At 51.5% G+C, this 15,146-nt stretch carries 13 protein-coding genes and 1 riboswitch; of the genes, 2 read left to right on the top strand and 11 right to left on the bottom strand.

Annotated features, from left to right (window positions below):
- Positions 1 to 16: 16 nt before the first annotated feature.
- Positions 17 to 1,369 (bottom strand): M14 family zinc carboxypeptidase, encoded by a 1,353-nt coding sequence (locus BLW68_RS00355; protein ID WP_245728240.1) that lies wholly within the window; start codon positions 1,367 to 1,369, stop codon positions 17 to 19.
- Positions 1,370 to 1,679: 310 nt separating this feature from the next.
- On the opposite strand from BLW68_RS00355, the gene BLW68_RS00350 reads away from it, so the two are divergent.
- Both BLW68_RS00350 and BLW68_RS00345 read left to right on the top strand, forming a co-directional pair.
- Positions 1,680 to 3,071: a Na+/H+ antiporter NhaC family protein gene (locus BLW68_RS00350; RefSeq protein WP_092789009.1), complete on the top strand. Its 1,392-nt coding sequence runs from the start codon at positions 1,680 to 1,682 to the stop codon at positions 3,069 to 3,071.
- A complete protein-coding gene (locus BLW68_RS00345; RefSeq protein ID WP_092789007.1) occupies positions 3,068 to 3,748 on the top strand; it encodes a M15 family metallopeptidase in 681 nt (226 codons plus the stop codon). Before BLW68_RS00350 ends, BLW68_RS00345 begins: the two co-directional genes overlap by 4 nt.
- Before the next feature lie 5 nt (positions 3,749 to 3,753).
- Here BLW68_RS00345 and BLW68_RS00340 read toward each other — a convergent pair whose 3' ends face one another.
- The 10 genes from BLW68_RS00340 to flhB form a co-directional block, all read right to left on the bottom strand.
- Complete coding sequence (locus BLW68_RS00340) at positions 3,754 to 4,173, bottom strand: hypothetical protein (protein WP_092789005.1); 420 nt, start codon at positions 4,171 to 4,173, stop codon at positions 3,754 to 3,756.
- Positions 4,166 to 5,494, bottom strand: a complete 1,329-nt coding sequence (locus BLW68_RS00335) for a FliI/YscN family ATPase (RefSeq protein WP_092789003.1) — start codon at positions 5,492 to 5,494, stop codon at positions 4,166 to 4,168. Before BLW68_RS00335 ends, BLW68_RS00340 begins: the two co-directional genes overlap by 8 nt.
- Entirely contained in the window at positions 5,481 to 6,116 is a 636-nt protein-coding gene (locus BLW68_RS00330; RefSeq protein WP_092789001.1) for a FliH/SctL family protein, read from the bottom strand. Before BLW68_RS00330 ends, BLW68_RS00335 begins: the two co-directional genes overlap by 14 nt.
- A gap of 2 nt (positions 6,117 to 6,118) precedes the next feature.
- Positions 6,119 to 7,138: a FliG C-terminal domain-containing protein gene (locus tag BLW68_RS00325; RefSeq protein WP_092788999.1), complete on the bottom strand. Its 1,020-nt coding sequence runs from the start codon at positions 7,136 to 7,138 to the stop codon at positions 6,119 to 6,121.
- Positions 7,119 to 8,846, bottom strand: a complete 1,728-nt coding sequence (gene fliF / locus BLW68_RS00320) for a flagellar basal-body MS-ring/collar protein FliF (RefSeq protein WP_092788997.1) — start codon at positions 8,844 to 8,846, stop codon at positions 7,119 to 7,121. Before fliF ends, BLW68_RS00325 begins: the two co-directional genes overlap by 20 nt.
- A 10-nt stretch (positions 8,847 to 8,856) precedes the next feature.
- Positions 8,857 to 9,174, bottom strand: a complete 318-nt coding sequence (fliE, locus tag BLW68_RS00315; RefSeq protein WP_245728239.1) for a flagellar hook-basal body complex protein FliE — start codon at positions 9,172 to 9,174, stop codon at positions 8,857 to 8,859.
- 10 nt (positions 9,175 to 9,184) lie between these two features.
- Positions 9,185 to 10,498, bottom strand: a complete 1,314-nt coding sequence (locus tag BLW68_RS00310; protein WP_092788995.1) for a sigma-54-dependent transcriptional regulator — start codon at positions 10,496 to 10,498, stop codon at positions 9,185 to 9,187.
- 17 nt (positions 10,499 to 10,515) lie between these two features.
- Positions 10,516 to 11,370, bottom strand: coding sequence for an OmpA family protein (locus BLW68_RS00305; RefSeq protein WP_143039907.1), 855 nt, complete (start codon positions 11,368 to 11,370; stop codon positions 10,516 to 10,518).
- A gap of 148 nt (positions 11,371 to 11,518) precedes the next feature.
- Positions 11,519 to 11,611, bottom strand: a riboswitch (cyclic di-GMP riboswitch).
- Positions 11,612 to 11,916: 305 nt separating this feature from the next.
- Positions 11,917 to 13,989, bottom strand: coding sequence for a flagellar biosynthesis protein FlhA (gene flhA, locus BLW68_RS00300; protein ID WP_092788991.1), 2,073 nt, complete (start codon positions 13,987 to 13,989; stop codon positions 11,917 to 11,919).
- A 3-nt stretch (positions 13,990 to 13,992) separates the two neighbouring features.
- Positions 13,993 to 15,144 (bottom strand): flagellar biosynthesis protein FlhB, encoded by a 1,152-nt coding sequence (gene flhB, locus BLW68_RS00295; RefSeq protein WP_092788989.1) that lies wholly within the window; start codon positions 15,142 to 15,144, stop codon positions 13,993 to 13,995.
- Between the last annotated feature and the right edge of the window lie 2 nt (positions 15,145 to 15,146).

The raw sequence follows: 15,146 nt of genomic DNA, 5'->3' as shown, positions 1-15,146 counted from the left end.
GCCAGCCGGCTTAGCACTATTTGTTAAGATCCAGCAGTGTAGCGTTGTTAAGATCCAGCAACTGGCCGTTTAACAGCGCCAGCTGCACGCCTTTATCATTGCGCAGTAAAAAAGTGGCCAAACGGTGGCGCTGTGGCGTTGTTGTCGCCAAACCTTTGGGGTTTATTACCACCGGGAAATCTGAATTATTGCTTAGCAGTTTGGCATCACCGCTAAAGTGGCTGTAGCCCTGGCGCAGCAGCGCGATATAGCCGGCGTTATCCAGTGTTAAAGCTTTACTAAGCACATAGGCTTTGGGCGCCTGATACTGCAAGCCGCTGGCGTCAAACTGCTGGTAGGCGCCATAAATAGATAAATCACCGATATCTCGCACCCGGCCCTGACCGCCTGCAATGGTATCTAGCTCTAACGCCAGATCGACCTGAGCGTTATTGCCATTAACACTGATACCCAGATTATTAATCAGCACATCTTTAATGCCGCCATCGCGGTTAAACGGAATAGCCTGATACGCACTTAGCGGCTGTTGCTGATAAGCGCCGCTGCCGATACTTTCAACGCTCATTACCAGCAACTGGGTATTAAGTTTACGTGCTACCTGGCGGTTGTCGTCGCGCGGGTGGCCGCCCGATTCAATCAGCACAGTGCTGATGCCCATACCGGCAAAGGTGTCACCAAAAGAACGCCAGGAAAAAGTGTCGTTGTATTTGGCCAGATAACCCGGCAGCTCGGTTTCCAGCAGATCGCGCATGTCGCCAATCAGCTGCATGGCTCTTTTACGGGCCTCGTCTATGTCTTTTGCTTCATTAAATGCCGGCGCCAGCAAGGAGATAGTCGCTTGTTTATTGCTGTCGCCTACGGCATAAAAGCGGTTCTGGTCATGCAGGTTAAGGCCAAAATCCGGTTTAAATTCTTTGGCAGCCTGCATTAGCAAACGGCCTTCCGGGCTTTGTAACGCTTTAGCATCGCGGTTAATGTCGATGCCCATGCTGTTAAAGCGTGAACCGGCAGCGGCACCGTCTGGGTTTACCATCGGTATTAAGCGGATACTGACTTTACTCAGCCAGTTGTCACGCCAGCTTTTTTGCCGCTCTGCAGCAATAAAATTCAGTAAATCCATCAGCGCCGCCGTAGCGGTAGACTCGTTGCCGTGCATTTGTGACCAGGCCAGCATTTTTACCGGGCCAGTGCCAATGTCTATTTGCCAGATTGGCGTACCCAGCGCCGATTGCCCCAATTGCGTAAAACGGAATAGCGGGTTTTGCTGATGCTGCAACAGCAGCGGTGCAATGTCGTCATAGTCCAGTTGCGGCTTATCCAGATCGCTTTGTTTAATGTCGTTATACTGCGTTGGGGATAAACTATTCATTGTCATTGCCTGTACCGCCATGGTTAAACTGAATACGCCGGCCAGAAGCCCTGTTGCCAAAAATCTACTAACAGCACCTTGCATGTTACACCTCTGCTTAACTGCCTGAGCTTGCTAGCATGGCGCACTTTTGTTAACAAATGCAAGTTAATCGCGAACCAGCAAACCGCTGAATAGCCCCTACTGTCGCAATCGGCTACCATGGCCGCTTTATCGCAAAAGCCACAGCAAAGCTTGCGACACTGTGACACAACCGGTATAAATTATTCAGCAGCAAAACAAAATACAATAATAATAACAGGAGGCCATTTTGGCTGATTGGTTAACCTTAGTTCCGGCGCTGGTCGCCATTGTCATTGTACTGTGGCGTAAAGAAGTGATACTGGCCCTGCTGCTATCGTTATGCAGCGCTGAGTTACTGATTTTTCTGCAAGCCGGCCAGGGCGCCGGGCCAGGCCTGTTGCTGGATGGCGGTATTCAAACGCTGGAGCGCATTGTTGCGGTAACCAAAGACAGCGATAACGCCCGTATTTTGATGTTTTCTTTGCTGGTAGGCGGCCTGCTGGCCTATATGCGTGATTCTGGCGGTGTGTCGGCCACGGTAAAAATGCTGGTCGAAAAAGGCGTGGCGAAAACCCCGCGGCAGGCTGGCCTGCTGACCTTTTTTATCAGCTCGGTTACGTTTATTGAATCTAACCTTAGCTCACTTACCGCCGGTATCAGCTCACGCGGCTTATTCGACAAGTTTAAAATGAGCCGTGCCCGGCTGGCCTATATTATCGACAGTACCAGCGCACCCATTTGCATTATTATTCTGCTTAATGGCTGGGGCGCTTATATTCTGGGCCTGCTTAGCAACTATTCTTTGGGCGATAACGCGGTAAGTGTGCTGATTGGCACTATACCGCTGAATTTTTATGCGCTGTTTACATTAACGGTAGTGCTGTACACCATTATTACCGGCAAGGTTTATGGCCCGATGCGCAAGTCAGAACAAGAACTGCATACACTGTCGGCCCATACCGAAATTGATGTAAAACCCAGCCACCCATCTTTTATGCTGGTGCCGTTACTGACGCTGGTGGCCTCAATGCTGGGCTTTATGCTGATGACCGGCAATGGCAGATTGGTGGGAGGCTCGGGCTCGCAATCGGTATTATATGCCACCACACTGGCGTGTTTAGTCGCGTATTGCATGATGTTATTCAGCAAACGCTTTAAACATCAGCAACTGGTGGATATCGGCTTTAAAGGCATGAGTGAACTGCTGCCGCTGGTAACGATAGTGCTGCTATCGCTGGCACTGGGCAGCAGTTTAAAACTGCTGGGCACCGGTACTTTTATTGCCTCTATCGTTAATGACAGCCTGCCGCTGGTGCTGATCCCATGCCTGCTATTTCTGGCCGGCGGGTTAATTTCGTTTACCACCGGCACCAGTTGGGGCACTTTTGCCATTTTGATCCCCATCGGCATGCCGATGGTAGAATTGCTCGGCCTGCCGCCGTCGCTGGTGCTGGCAGCAATACTCAGCGGTGGTGTGTTTGGCGATCACTGCTCGCCGATATCCGACAGCACAGCGGTAAGTTCGGTGGCTTCGGGTTGTGATTTACTCGAACACGTTAAAACCCAGCTGCCCTATGCGCTGTTCTGCGGTGTGCTGGCGCTGCTGGCGTTCTTACTGGCCGGAGTGATGATGATATGAAACCACTGACACTAACGGCATTGCTGTTAACCGGTTGCGCGGCGGTAGAGCCACAAACCGGTGTACCGGCTGACTTTATTGATATTGCCACTTTAGTACCACAGGCGCAGGTGCATATGGCCTACCTTGGTACAGAGAATTTTGTTGGCAGTAAAGTAGACGGTTACCAGGCTAACAAATGCTATTTGCAACAAAATGCGGCTCGGGCACTGGTGCAGGTGCAGCAAGCCGCTGCAGCCCATGGCTATACGCTGTGGATATTTGATTGCTACCGGCCACAACGGGCGGTAAACCATTTTATGCGCTGGGCCAGCGATTTAAGCGATACCCGCACCAAAGCGCAGTACTATCCGAATCTGGGCAAAGATAAACTGGTGGGCGAATATATTGCCGAAAAGTCCGGCCACAGCCGCGGCAGTACAATAGATTTAACGCTGGCGGCGAAAGATAGCAGCGGCAACTGGCGGCCCATTGATATGGGCTCACCCTTTGATATGTTTGACCCTATATCCAATGTGGGTGCACCCGGCATTACAGCCGCACAACAAGCCAACCGGCAGTTGCTGGAAAACCTGATGCACAACGCCGGTTTTAAGGTATACAGCATGGAATGGTGGCACTTTACCCACCAGCCACCGGTATATACCGAGCAGTACTTTGATTTTGTAGTGAAGTAACGGCCTTAACCTAAGACGCGCTGGCGCTGATACATTTGCATTGCCAGTTCGTCCTGCTGCTTTTGCTCGCGCCGTTGTTGTTGCAGTATCTGGCGCTGGCGGCGTTTTTCCAGTACCTGCTCTATGGCCAGGTTGTAGGCCGCCTGCTTACTGCAGGCCTGTTGCTGCATAGCCGCTTCCTGCTGCGCCAGTAAGCTACGGTGTTGTTGTTGCTGCGCCATATCATGCATGATCACCTTTAAGCCCGACAGATTTTGCAGGCTAAGGCTGCATACCATCTGCCGGCTGGTTTCCATACTATTGATATGCTGCGTCAGCAGGCTGCTACGCTGCTGCTCATGCTCGGCCTGACGTTGCAGCTGGCTGTGCCGGCTGCGCATGATATCGAAGTTGTCCTGTTGCGTTTGCAGATATTTTTTAAGCATGCTGCGCCACCAAAGTTGCCAGTTGTTGTTCGGTTTGGCTGAAATCAACCTGTTCATTTAAACCCTGACAGAGGAACTGCTCTATCTTCGGATACAACGCCACGGCGCGATCCAGCTCGCTGTCTTTACCGGCCTGATAAGCGCCAAGCGGGATCAGCTCCTGTACCTGCTGATAACGGCTGTATAAACGTTTTAAGCTGTAACAGCTTTTCAGCTGCTGCTCAGAAACAATATTCGGCATAACCCGGCTGATGGAAGCGCCAATATCTATTGCCGGATAATGGCCGCGCTCGGCCAGTTCGCGGCTTAGTACCACGTGGCCATCCAGAATAGCGCGGGCGGCGTCGGCTATCGGGTCTTGCTGATCGTCGCCTTCGGCCAGTACGGTGTAAATAGCTGTCATACTACCGCTACTGTCACTGCTGTTACCGGCGCGCTCTACTAACTGGGTAAGCTTGCTAAATACCGACGGCGGATAACCGCGGGTAGCAGGCGGCTCACCAACAGACAGCGCAATTTCGCGCTGTGCCTGAGCATAGCGGGTTAACGAATCAACCAGCAGTAACACATGCAGGCCCTGATCGCGAAACCAGGCTGCCAAACGGTGCGCCAGCTCGGCACTGCGCATCCGCAGCAACGGTGACTGATCGGCCGGTGCGGCCACAACGATGGCTTTTTTCATACCATCAGGGCCAAGGCTATGTTCAATAAAGTCTTTTACTTCCCAGCCACGCTCGCCCACTAAACCGACGATCACGACATCAGCACTGGTAAAGCGTGTCATCATGCCAAGCAATTTACTTTTACCCACGCCAGAGCCGGCAAATAAGCCCAGCCGCTGGCCCTGCCCCACAGTAAATAAACCATTAATCGCTTTTATACCGACATCCAGCGGCGTGGTTACACCCTTTTTCTGCATCGGATTTACCGCAACCAACTGGCTGCTGATATGCTCACCTTTGGTTAAAGCCGGGCCACCGTCCAGTGGCTGCATCAGGCCATCCACCACCCGCCCCAGTAACGCCCGGCTTACTGTTAATGCCGTTGCGTTCAACTGTGGCTTCACTCTGGCACCTGTTGTCAGCGCGCTGGCGTTGGTAAGCGGCATTAAAAAGGCCTGTTCACGGTCAAAGCCTACTACTTCAGCTTCAACCCACTGGCCGTCCTGCATTTCTACCTGATAGCGTTGCCCCAGCGTATACTGGCCACCGGCTACGGTAAGCACCATGCCGTTTACCCGCACCAGAGTGCCAAAGCTCTGATATAAGGCACCCGCATCTAACTGGCCGCCAGCCTGTTGCACGCGGTTAAGCAGGCTCATGGCTGCTCTCAAGCTGCTGTTTTAGCTGCGGTAGCATCTGGGTTAAACGCTGGCGAAAATCGAGTAAATGTAACTGAGATAAACCGACAAATTCAGCACTGCCCGCTGCCAGCCGGGCGTCGGGTTGCAGGTTAATATTATCAAGGGCGGCAATATCCAGTTGCTGCCACAGCGCAAAGTCTGTTGGGGCCAGCCGGATAGTATGGATCTGTTCGTTTACCTGTAATAAGGCCAATACGTTAGCGATAGCTTGCTGCAAATGCGCCGGTTGCAGGCTAAGTTCAGCCTCCAGCGTCAGTGTGGCCAGCTGGCTAACCAGTTCAAATATGGCCTGTGCCAGTTGTTTTTCCTGTTGCTGCTGTTGTTGCTGCAATTGCTGTTGTAGCTGCTGCAATTGTTGCTCAAACTGCTGGCGCAGCTGCTGTATCGCTTGTTGCTGGCGGGCATCAGCCTGTTGCAGCGCCTGTTGCTCGGCCTGCTGTTGTGCCTGCAGCCGCCCTTGCTCTGCGCCCTGCAGCCGGCCTTCCTGCAGGCCGCGTTCATAAGCTTGCTGCAGTTGCTGCTCCGGGCTTTGTTTGCTCAGATCACGCTGTACACCGGGAAAACGATACAGATCTGCCATAGTTATCCCAGTGTCGCTTCTTCGTACAAACGGTAATCCACTTCGCCTTTGGCCATCATCTGGCGGATCATGCGCATTATTTCGGCCCGGGCCGCTTCTACTTTGGTAACAGTTTGCGCTTTGGTGCCTTCAATTTGCTGGCGGTAAACCTGTGCCAGCCGTTTTGGCAGGGCCGACATAATGCTGTCCAGCATCGCCGGTTCACAACCTTTTAGTGCCACTACCCATAGCTCATCCGGTATTTCGTTCAGCAGATGAGCCAGCACATCTTCGCTTTGGCGCGCCAGTGAGCCAAAGTCATACATTTTATCCTGCACAGCTTCGGCGGTTTCGGCGTTATGTTGTTTTAGCAGCTCCATTACCTCGGCTTTATTGCCATTGTAACGGTTCATTATTTCTGCCACTTTTTCCACGCCGTTAACGCGGGCACCAACCTGTTCGCCAACATATTCAATACAGGCTTCCAGTGTATGGCGTAAATCATCCATTACGTGTTCGCTGACTTCACGCAGGCTGGCAATACGAAACAGGATGTCGTCATGCTTTTGCTTAGGAAACAGCGCTATAACTGCTGAGGCTTGCTCGGGCGGTAAAAATGCCAGCAACAGTGCCTGCATTTGCACGTGCTCCTGCTCTAAAAAACGTGCCAGCAACTCAGGGGGTACCCACTCCAGGCGGCGTAAATCATCCGCCAGTGCGCCGCCGTAGATATCATCCAGCATGCCGCGCGCCAGCTTACGGCCAACGGCTTTATCCAGCGCCCGTTCCAGATACAACCTTGAAGCACCGCTGACACCGCTTTCACTGCGGTAACAGTCAAAAAAGTCGTTTAAAATTAATGCTACATCGTCCTGCGTTACGTTGGTGATCTTCGCCATACGTTCTGACAAGGCTTTAACCTCATGCCGGCTCAGCTTTTTAATAATACCGGCGGCATTTTCTTCGCCCATGCTTAGCAGCAAAATTGCCGCCCGATCTAAATCGGTAATAGTGCGGCTATGTTCAGACCTTAGTTGATTCAATGCTGACTCCTCGCTCTACCCAATATTTAATCACTGCGGTTACCCTGTCAGATTCTTTACTGGCCAAAAGCTGCATATGGCTGATTTGCTCAGCAAATTCAGAACCAATTTTCGGCAGGTTAAGCGCATTAAAGCCAGGTTGTGGTATATCGCCCTGAGCTGCATCGGCGCTGCTGTCTGCGGCATTTTTTGCATTTGACTGCGCATTCAGTGCTGGCAGGGGTTCATCCGACAATGCGGCGTAAGCATGGTCTGTTTCCGGCTCGCGTTGCTTTTTGCCGGTGATCAGGTGGTTAACCAAAGGTCGTACACCAAACAGGATCAATGCCAGTGCTATTAAGCTGCCAAAGACATAGCGGGCATATTCTTTCACTTCAGGTAGCTGCCACCAGGGTAAACCTGCCTGCGGTTCGCTTGACAGCTCTGCGGCAACAAAGCCAAAACTGGTGATATTAAACTGATCGCCACGGTCGGCCTGAAAACCAGTTGCCGTTTTAACCATTTCGCCCAGTTGCTGTAGTTGCGCCTGAGTCCAGCCGGCATCGCCTGCAGCGGCTTCATTTACCAGTACTGACACGCTCATCGACTTTAACCTGCCCACTTCAAAACGGGTGTGAGTTACCGCCCGGCCATTGTCAAACTGGCGGCTGCTTTCGTTGCGCTCTGAGGTACGCTGGTTATTGTCTTCGGCCTGCTGATTAGCCGGTAAGGGTGGTTGATTGGCCAGCGAGCCGGGAATGCCCATTGCCAGTTGATCAAGCATAGTATCGGTTTTTATTGATTCAGACCGCATTACCGAGGCAGGATCAACCACTTCGCGGGTTTCTTCTACCACACTAAAATCGACATCCGACGATATCTGAATGCGGTAGTTGCCATCGCCCAGAATAGGCAACAACATAATGGCGGCACGTTGTTCAATATTGCGTTCGAGCTTCTGAATAAAGGCCAGCTTTTTGTCAGTTTCCTTGCCAATCGGAGCGTCGTCATACAACTCGCCGGTCAGCAGCTTACCGCGCTGATCTACCACCGATACGTTGCGTGGATCCAGCCCCGGTACACTGCCGCTGATCAGGCTGACAATAGCTTCAACCTGGCTGGGTTTCAGCTCGTAACCCGGCGCTAAATCAACCATTACTGAAGCGGCAGATTTTTCTTCCTGGCGGCCAACAAATAAATTACGTTTTGGCACGGCCAGATGCACCCGGCTGTTGCGCACGCCGTCCATCGTTATAATGGTGCGCGCCAGTTCACCTTCCAGCGCATGCTGGTATTGCATAGACTCCATAAACTGGCTGGTACCCATAGTCACTTTCTCGCCTATGGTAGACAGCCCCTCTGGCATGGCAGCTTTAATACCGCGTGCGGCCAGCGTTATACGGGCGTCGGCCAGACGATCCTGCGGTACCATAATATTGCCGGTGTCGGTATCAATCCGAAAGGCGACTTTTTCTTTGTCGAGCACTTCCAGGATGCCGGCTTTGTCGTAATGCTCCTGATTACCATACAAGGGCACATAGTTTTTTGCCGAAGTCCATAAAATCAGCACTATCGTCGCCGCCACCAGCGTAGCCAGTAAGGCGATAGACGCTATGCTGCGGTCGCCACCCGGTAACCAGTTAAACCTGTTGGACAAGTTAATGACTTTCTCGCGAAAGTTACCCTCGATATGCGCCGCGGGCATTTGTTTTATCACTTCGCCTTTCATTACATTGTCCTTACAGTGACATCCGCATTACATCATCAATGCCGCTCAGTACCTTATTACGCGCCTGCAGCAGCATAGAGAAACTTAAACTGGCTTTCTGGCTGGCTATCATAGCGCCCACCACATCGTCAGACTGGCCGGTGTCTACCGCCGTCATCATGTCAGCAGCGATATTCTGTTGCTGATTGATTGAGCGGATCACCTGCGAAAAATCAGCGCCGATGCCGCTGTCGTTATTAGCCGGTGCCACGCGCTCATTGCTGGCAACCTGCTGCAACGCTGTCATCATATCCAGCATCTGGCTCTGGCTGTTTATTGGTGAAATCATCATAAATTCCTTAAGAAGCTAATGCGTCTATGTCAACACCATGCTCACGCATGGCGGCTAATTTGTAGCGCAGGGCGCGGGTGCTTACACCCAGTGCCTGTGCCGTGCGGGTGCGGTGGCCGTTACATTTGTTCAGTACATCGAGAATGTAATCAAACTCGGCATTTTTCTTACTTTGCTTGAGTAAACCGGCACAAATAGCGGCGGCCTGCGGGTGGCATTGCGGTAAATTCAAATCAGCTACCTGCAATTCGATGCCACGCGCCATAACCAAAGCCCGCTGCATCACGTTTTCCAGTTCACGCACGTTGCCCGGCCAGTTGTATTGCAACATCACATCGGCCGCGCCGCGGCTTAAACGGTATTTGCCGTTGCCATACTTGTTAATAAAGAACTCTGCCAGTGGCAAAATATCATCACGGCGCTCGCGCAGCGCCGGCCAGCTTAGTGGCAAAACATCCAGCCGGTAGAATAAGTCTTCGCGAAACAGCCCCTGCTCTACCTGAGTACGCAGATTTTTGTTGCTGGCAGCAATAACGCGGATATCCAGCTTAATGCGGTTGTTACTGCCAAGGCGTTCCAATTCCCGCTCTTGCAGCACCCGCAATAGTTTGGCTTGTAAGGCCAGTGGTAACTCAGAAATTTCATCCAGTAAAATACTGCCGCCATTGGCCGCTTCAAATTTACCAATTTGCTGGCTGACCGCGCCGGTAAAAGCGCCCTTGTTGTAGCCAAATAGCATGGCCTCAAGCATATGCTCCGGAATAGCTGCGCAATTAACGGCAACAAAAGGTTTATCAGCACGATCTGAAGCCTGATGAATAAACTGCGCCAAGCGTTCTTTACCGGTACCGGACTCGCCCAGTATCAATACACTGGCTTCAGTTTGCGCGGCCCGGTTAGCCAGTTGCAGGATCTGACGGCTGGCATGCGACACGGCCACTAAATCTTTTAGCCCCTTGCTCATGGCCGTAGCATTACGGATTGAGGTTTTTAACTGCGAGGCAAAAAAAGGTTTAAGTAAATAATCAATAGCGCCGCTTTGTAAGGTATCGGACGCTAATTCGCTTTGGTCGTTATTTACCATGCTGATAATTTGCGCAGCAGGCAGCTTGCGGTACACCAGCGTGACCAGATCCGGTAACGTCATTTGCGGCATACCACTGTCAATAAATACCAGTGCTGGCTGGTAGTCATGGCACAGGCTGATGATCTCAGTCACGGTATGAGTGTGTAATAAACTGTACCCCTCAGCACTGATACATTGCTGTACCTCGGCACTGGGTTTTTGTTGGTCTATCCATAACACGTAGGGTGAATTCATGGTTAGTCAGATCCTGCTCAGGAAGTGGTTCGGATTAACCGGATGGACACCCGGCGATTAGATTGTTCAGCCTTACCCTGGCTGTGCAGCAATGGATAACGATTACCATGGGCGCGTACTTCCAGCATGCTGGCCTTTACACCCAATTCGATCAGTCGTGCTGCCACTTCATCGGCTCTTTCTTTTGATAGCTGCCGGTTAGCCAATACCGTACCAACATCGTCGGTATGGCCATCGATAAGAATTTTTTTAACAGAGGGGTCAAGTTGCAGATAGCGCGCCAGTTTTTGCAATACCGGCAATTGTGTGCGATCAACCAGGCGCTGGCCTGAGGCAAAAACAATGTCGGTATCACGCGCCTGCTGCCAGGACAGCGGCGACATTTTCGCCACGCAGCCTCGAAACTGTTCTACCGCTTCATGGCCACGCACGCTGGTAAGTAATAACTGTTGCTGCTGCCGGCCATTGTCCAGTTCAAACTGCAGCCAGGCCCCGGCCTGCACCTGCTGAAATAACGGCAACGCCGCCTGCAAGAAACTTATCTGGCTGTCATGATATAGCTCGGCCATATAAGGCAGGCTTTCAGGCTGGATAGTATCCGGTTGCCAATCGGCACTGCGGGCGGCAACAGTGGCTTGCTCTAAAGTGGGATAAGGCTGTGCCAGTTCAAGATCGAGCTGCAGCGGCTGGCCGGGTTCCAGAGCAAAGCTCACCTGGCCCAACCCGCTAACCCGCTGCTGTAAACGGCAATGAAAGGCGCTGCTGTCAAGCTGCCACTGCGCCTGCTCGGCTGGCTGGATCAGCACAGTGCCCGCAATGGCAGTGCCGATTGCAGAAGTACTAAACCACAAGCTAAGAGAAAACAAAGACACATTGATACCCTTTTATTTAACCGCAACCTGTATCGCAACGCGATACGCCACTGGCTTAAGAAAATAAAAGGAAAACTGCATAGAAAGCGCTCAGCACTAACACGGGCAGCCGTGCAGGCAGAGACACATCACGAGGATGTTGCCAAGCTAATGCAACCCCGCTATCGTAACGTTTTATTAAAACGTCGTAGACCGGTGGCTTTGCGTCCTGCCCTTTCGGTGCAGTTTGCCTTTTAATTGTCTTAACTGGCTCACAAATCTTAAAATGATTTATGAACCTAAACTGAATAATATAAAAGATATCTAAATTACCACTCTCTGGCAAGTCAAACTTTAAAAAGATCTTTCATGATCTTAAAGATCATAGAGTTAAAACCGCTTATTGTTACATATTTGGTCACATTTCAGCGCTAACTAATCAGACCAGATCTTGCTTAAAAGCTGACTAACTATTTACACAGCCTGCACAACTATCTAAATACATCGTTTAGCATAACGCAGCGCTGTGACAACACTATGACAACCCCGGCCAGCAGCCACTTACTTTTAGCCCAGGGCCCCTATTACATTTACCCGTAAGGTTTCCGGGATCTCGTTATACGACAGCACCGCCAGTGAGTTTTGCGTAAAAGTGCGGGCATAGCGCGCCAGCAACGGCCGCAATTGCGGCACGACCACTAATGCCGGGGTGTAGCCTTGCTGCTGCATCTGGCTGCAGATCAGCGGCATATTGCGCTGAAACTGGCTGAGCAGGTTAGGCGCTACCGGAAAGCTGTCTAACGCAACTTTGCCTGCCTGCATTGCCTGATTCAGCGCACTTTGTAAGGTTTGCTCCAGCTTTTCATCCAGTGTAAAAGCGGCCAGCTCTTCTTTATCGCCGCTTATTTGCCGCACCAGCGCCCGCTGCAATGCACAGCGCACGTCTGAGGTAAGTAAAATAGGATCTTTGGTTACTTCGCTGCTGTCCAGTAAGGTGCTGGCAATAGTCAGAATATCGCCCAGGCTCACCTGTTCCCGCAGCATCAGCCGGTACACTTTTAACTGTACAGTAGCACTGAGTGCTTTATCCAACGCTTCTGCCAGCACCGGCGCTACTGCCGCCAGCCGTTTATTCAGCTGCTTTACGTCTTCATAAACAAACAGCTCAGACAGATTTTCTTTAATAACCTTGCCGGCGTGGGTAGCAATAATGGTCGCCAGATCAACCACTGAATAACCCAGGTTCAGTGCCTTGGCGCGGGTATTGTTGTCAACCCATACTGCTTCGAGGCCATAAGCCGGATCACGGGTAATTTCACCGTCAAGCTGGCCATAAATTTCACCGGTGTTAAGCGCCAGCAACTGCTGCGGGTTTAACCGGCCGCTGGCCAGCGGCACCCCGGCCAGTTTAATACGGTATTCCTGCGGGTTTAGCTGCAGATTGTCGCGTACCCGTACTTCAGGTAATAAAAAGCCACTTTGCTCTGACAGCGTTTTGCGGATACCGCGTAAGGTTTGTACCAGTTCTTCGCCTTTATCTTTGTCGGCCAGATACACCAGACGAAAGCCCAGCTCTATTGATAAACGGTCAATATGTGGAATATCGTCCCAGCCCAGTGCTTTTGGCGTTTGCGCTATGCTTTCGGTTAACAGCTCTGCCTGAACCAGCTCGCCTTTATCTACCCGCTGCTGTAAACGCCAGGCCACGTATACCAGTGGCAGGCCAAAGCTGATAAAAGCCAGTGCCGGCATACCCGGCACCAGCCCCAGGATCAACATAATACCGCCGGTAGTCAGCAACACTCTGGGAGAGGCCAGCAGCTGTTTGCCTACCTCATCAGACATTTCGCCTTCGTCATTCATCCGGGTGACGATAATTGCTGCCGCAACGGCCAGCAGTAGCGATGGGATCTGAGCTACCAGGCCATCACCTATGGTGAGTAACGCAAAGCGTTGAAACGCCTCACCCATGCTCAGGCCGTGCTGGAATACCCCGATGCTGATACCACCAAGCAGGTTAATGACCAGAATAACTAAACCGGCAATGGCATCACCACGGACAAACTTGGACGCACCATCCATTGAACCGTAAAAATCTGCTTCGCGGGCAACTTCACTACGCCGCTCTTTGGCTTGTTCCGGGCCAATCAGGCCGGCGTTCATATCCGCATCTATGGCCATTTGTTTGCCGGGTAAAGCATCCAGCGTAAAACGGGCAGCCACTTCGGAAATACGCTCGCCGCCTTTGGTGATCACCACAAAGTTAATCACCATCAGAATAATAAATACCACCATACCGACAACATAGTTGCCGCCAATCACCACTTCACCAAAGGCCTGGATCACCCGGCCCGCAACATCTGAACCCTCATGGCCATGCAACAATACTACACGGGTAGAGGCGATATTCAGCGTTAACCGCATCAGCGTTGCCACCAGCAATACTGTAGGAAATACTGAGAAGTCCAGCGGCTTTTTACTTGATACTGCCACCAGCAGCACAATCACTGACAGCACTATATTGAAGGTAAACAGCGCATCCAGCATCCAGGCCGGCAGCGGTAATACCACCATCGCCAGAATAGCCAGTAACAATACGGGAATAGCAGTATAAGGTTGGGTAAGAGTACGCCAGTTCACTGTTTAACTACCTCTGACATTAGCTTTGTCTAACAACGATTTCGGAATATCCAGCGCCGGCAAAGGTGCAGGCTGCTGGCCACGACCATGTTTGTAGGCTTTTAACTGCATCACGTAGGTCAGCACATAGGCTATTGCCGTATACAACCCTTTAGGCACTTCCTGATCAACCCGGGTGGAATAATACATGGCCCGCGCCAGTACAGGTACTTCTAACACTTCTATCTGATGACGCTGGCCTACAGCTTTGATGCGTAGCGCCATTTCATCTATGCCTTTGGCTACCACATAGGGTGCTCTGGCATCTTTTTCGCTATAACGGATGGCCACTGCATAGTGCGTTGGGTTCATCACGATAACATCCGCTTTGGGCACCCGCTCTTCAATTTTGCGGTTCGCCATCTGAAACTGGATCTGGCGGATACGGCCTTTGATCTCCGGGCTGCCGTCAGAGGATTTACGCTCTTCTTTTACTTCCTGCTTGGTCATCTTGATCTTGGAGGAAATAGTGTACTGCTGATAGGGTACATCTATCGCCGCAACCAGCAGCAACAAAGTGACCGTAATCATCAGGCTCAGTGATAACAGGCCAAACCCTTCCTGCAATGCGGTTGTCAGATCCAGCCGCTGTAAAAACAGCAGACGGGTCCATAATTGGCTGAGAAAGCCATATAGACAACCGCCCAACAACAGTACTTTAATGATTGATTTGGCCAGCTCTACCAACGCGTTCATGCTGAACATCCGCGCCAAGCCGGTTAGCGGATTTAACTTATTAAACTTAGGCCCAAGCAGGCTGCCGGAAAAGATAAAGCCACCGGGCATGGCCCCAATAATCCACATCGCCAGAAACAACAACAATAAGAACGGCATCAGGGCACCAAGCATATCTAAAAACGCCTGGCCTATTGCCAAAGGCATCAACTTATTATTTGCCAGCATTTCCTTATTCAGCTGCATGCTGTTGTGCATTAGCTGCATAAACAATGTAAACAATAACTGAGCAAACCACAGTAAACCCGCTACCCCCAACATCAACAGCACAGCAGTGTTCAACTCTTTTGAGCGAGCAACCTGGCCATCTTTACGGGCTTTTTTCAGCCGTTTCTCGGTGGGTTGTTCGGTTTTTTCCTGGGCGCTGTTTTGTTCACTCATGG

The sequence above is a fragment of the Rheinheimera pacifica genome (genome assembly GCF_900108485.1).
GTDB classification, from domain to species: domain Bacteria; phylum Pseudomonadota; class Gammaproteobacteria; order Enterobacterales; family Alteromonadaceae; genus Alishewanella; species Alishewanella pacifica.
This window is presented reverse-complemented; position numbering and strand designations above follow the sequence as displayed.

What these genes read in the sequence shown, in the direction of transcription:
- BLW68_RS00345 (WP_092789007.1), top strand. Translation starts at nt 3,068, where the DNA reads ATGAAACCACTGACACTAACGGCATTGCTGTTAACCGGTTGCGCGGCG.
- flhB (WP_092788989.1), bottom strand. Translation starts at nt 15,144, where the DNA reads ATGAGTGAACAAAACAGCGCCCAGGAAAAAACCGAACAACCCACCGAG.
- BLW68_RS00335 (WP_092789003.1), bottom strand. Translation starts at nt 5,494, where the DNA reads ATGAGCCTGCTTAACCGCGTGCAACAGGCTGGCGGCCAGTTAGATGCG.
- BLW68_RS00340 (WP_092789005.1), bottom strand. Translation starts at nt 4,173, where the DNA reads ATGCTTAAAAAATATCTGCAAACGCAACAGGACAACTTCGATATCATG.
- fliF (WP_092788997.1), bottom strand. Translation starts at nt 8,846, where the DNA reads ATGAAAGGCGAAGTGATAAAACAAATGCCCGCGGCGCATATCGAGGGT.
- BLW68_RS00355 (WP_245728240.1), bottom strand. Translation starts at nt 1,369, where the DNA reads ATGAATAGTTTATCCCCAACGCAGTATAACGACATTAAACAAAGCGAT.
- fliE (WP_245728239.1), bottom strand. Translation starts at nt 9,174, where the DNA reads ATGATTTCACCAATAAACAGCCAGAGCCAGATGCTGGATATGATGACA.
- BLW68_RS00330 (WP_092789001.1), bottom strand. Translation starts at nt 6,116, where the DNA reads ATGGCAGATCTGTATCGTTTTCCCGGTGTACAGCGTGATCTGAGCAAA.
- BLW68_RS00310 (WP_092788995.1), bottom strand. Translation starts at nt 10,498, where the DNA reads ATGAATTCACCCTACGTGTTATGGATAGACCAACAAAAACCCAGTGCC.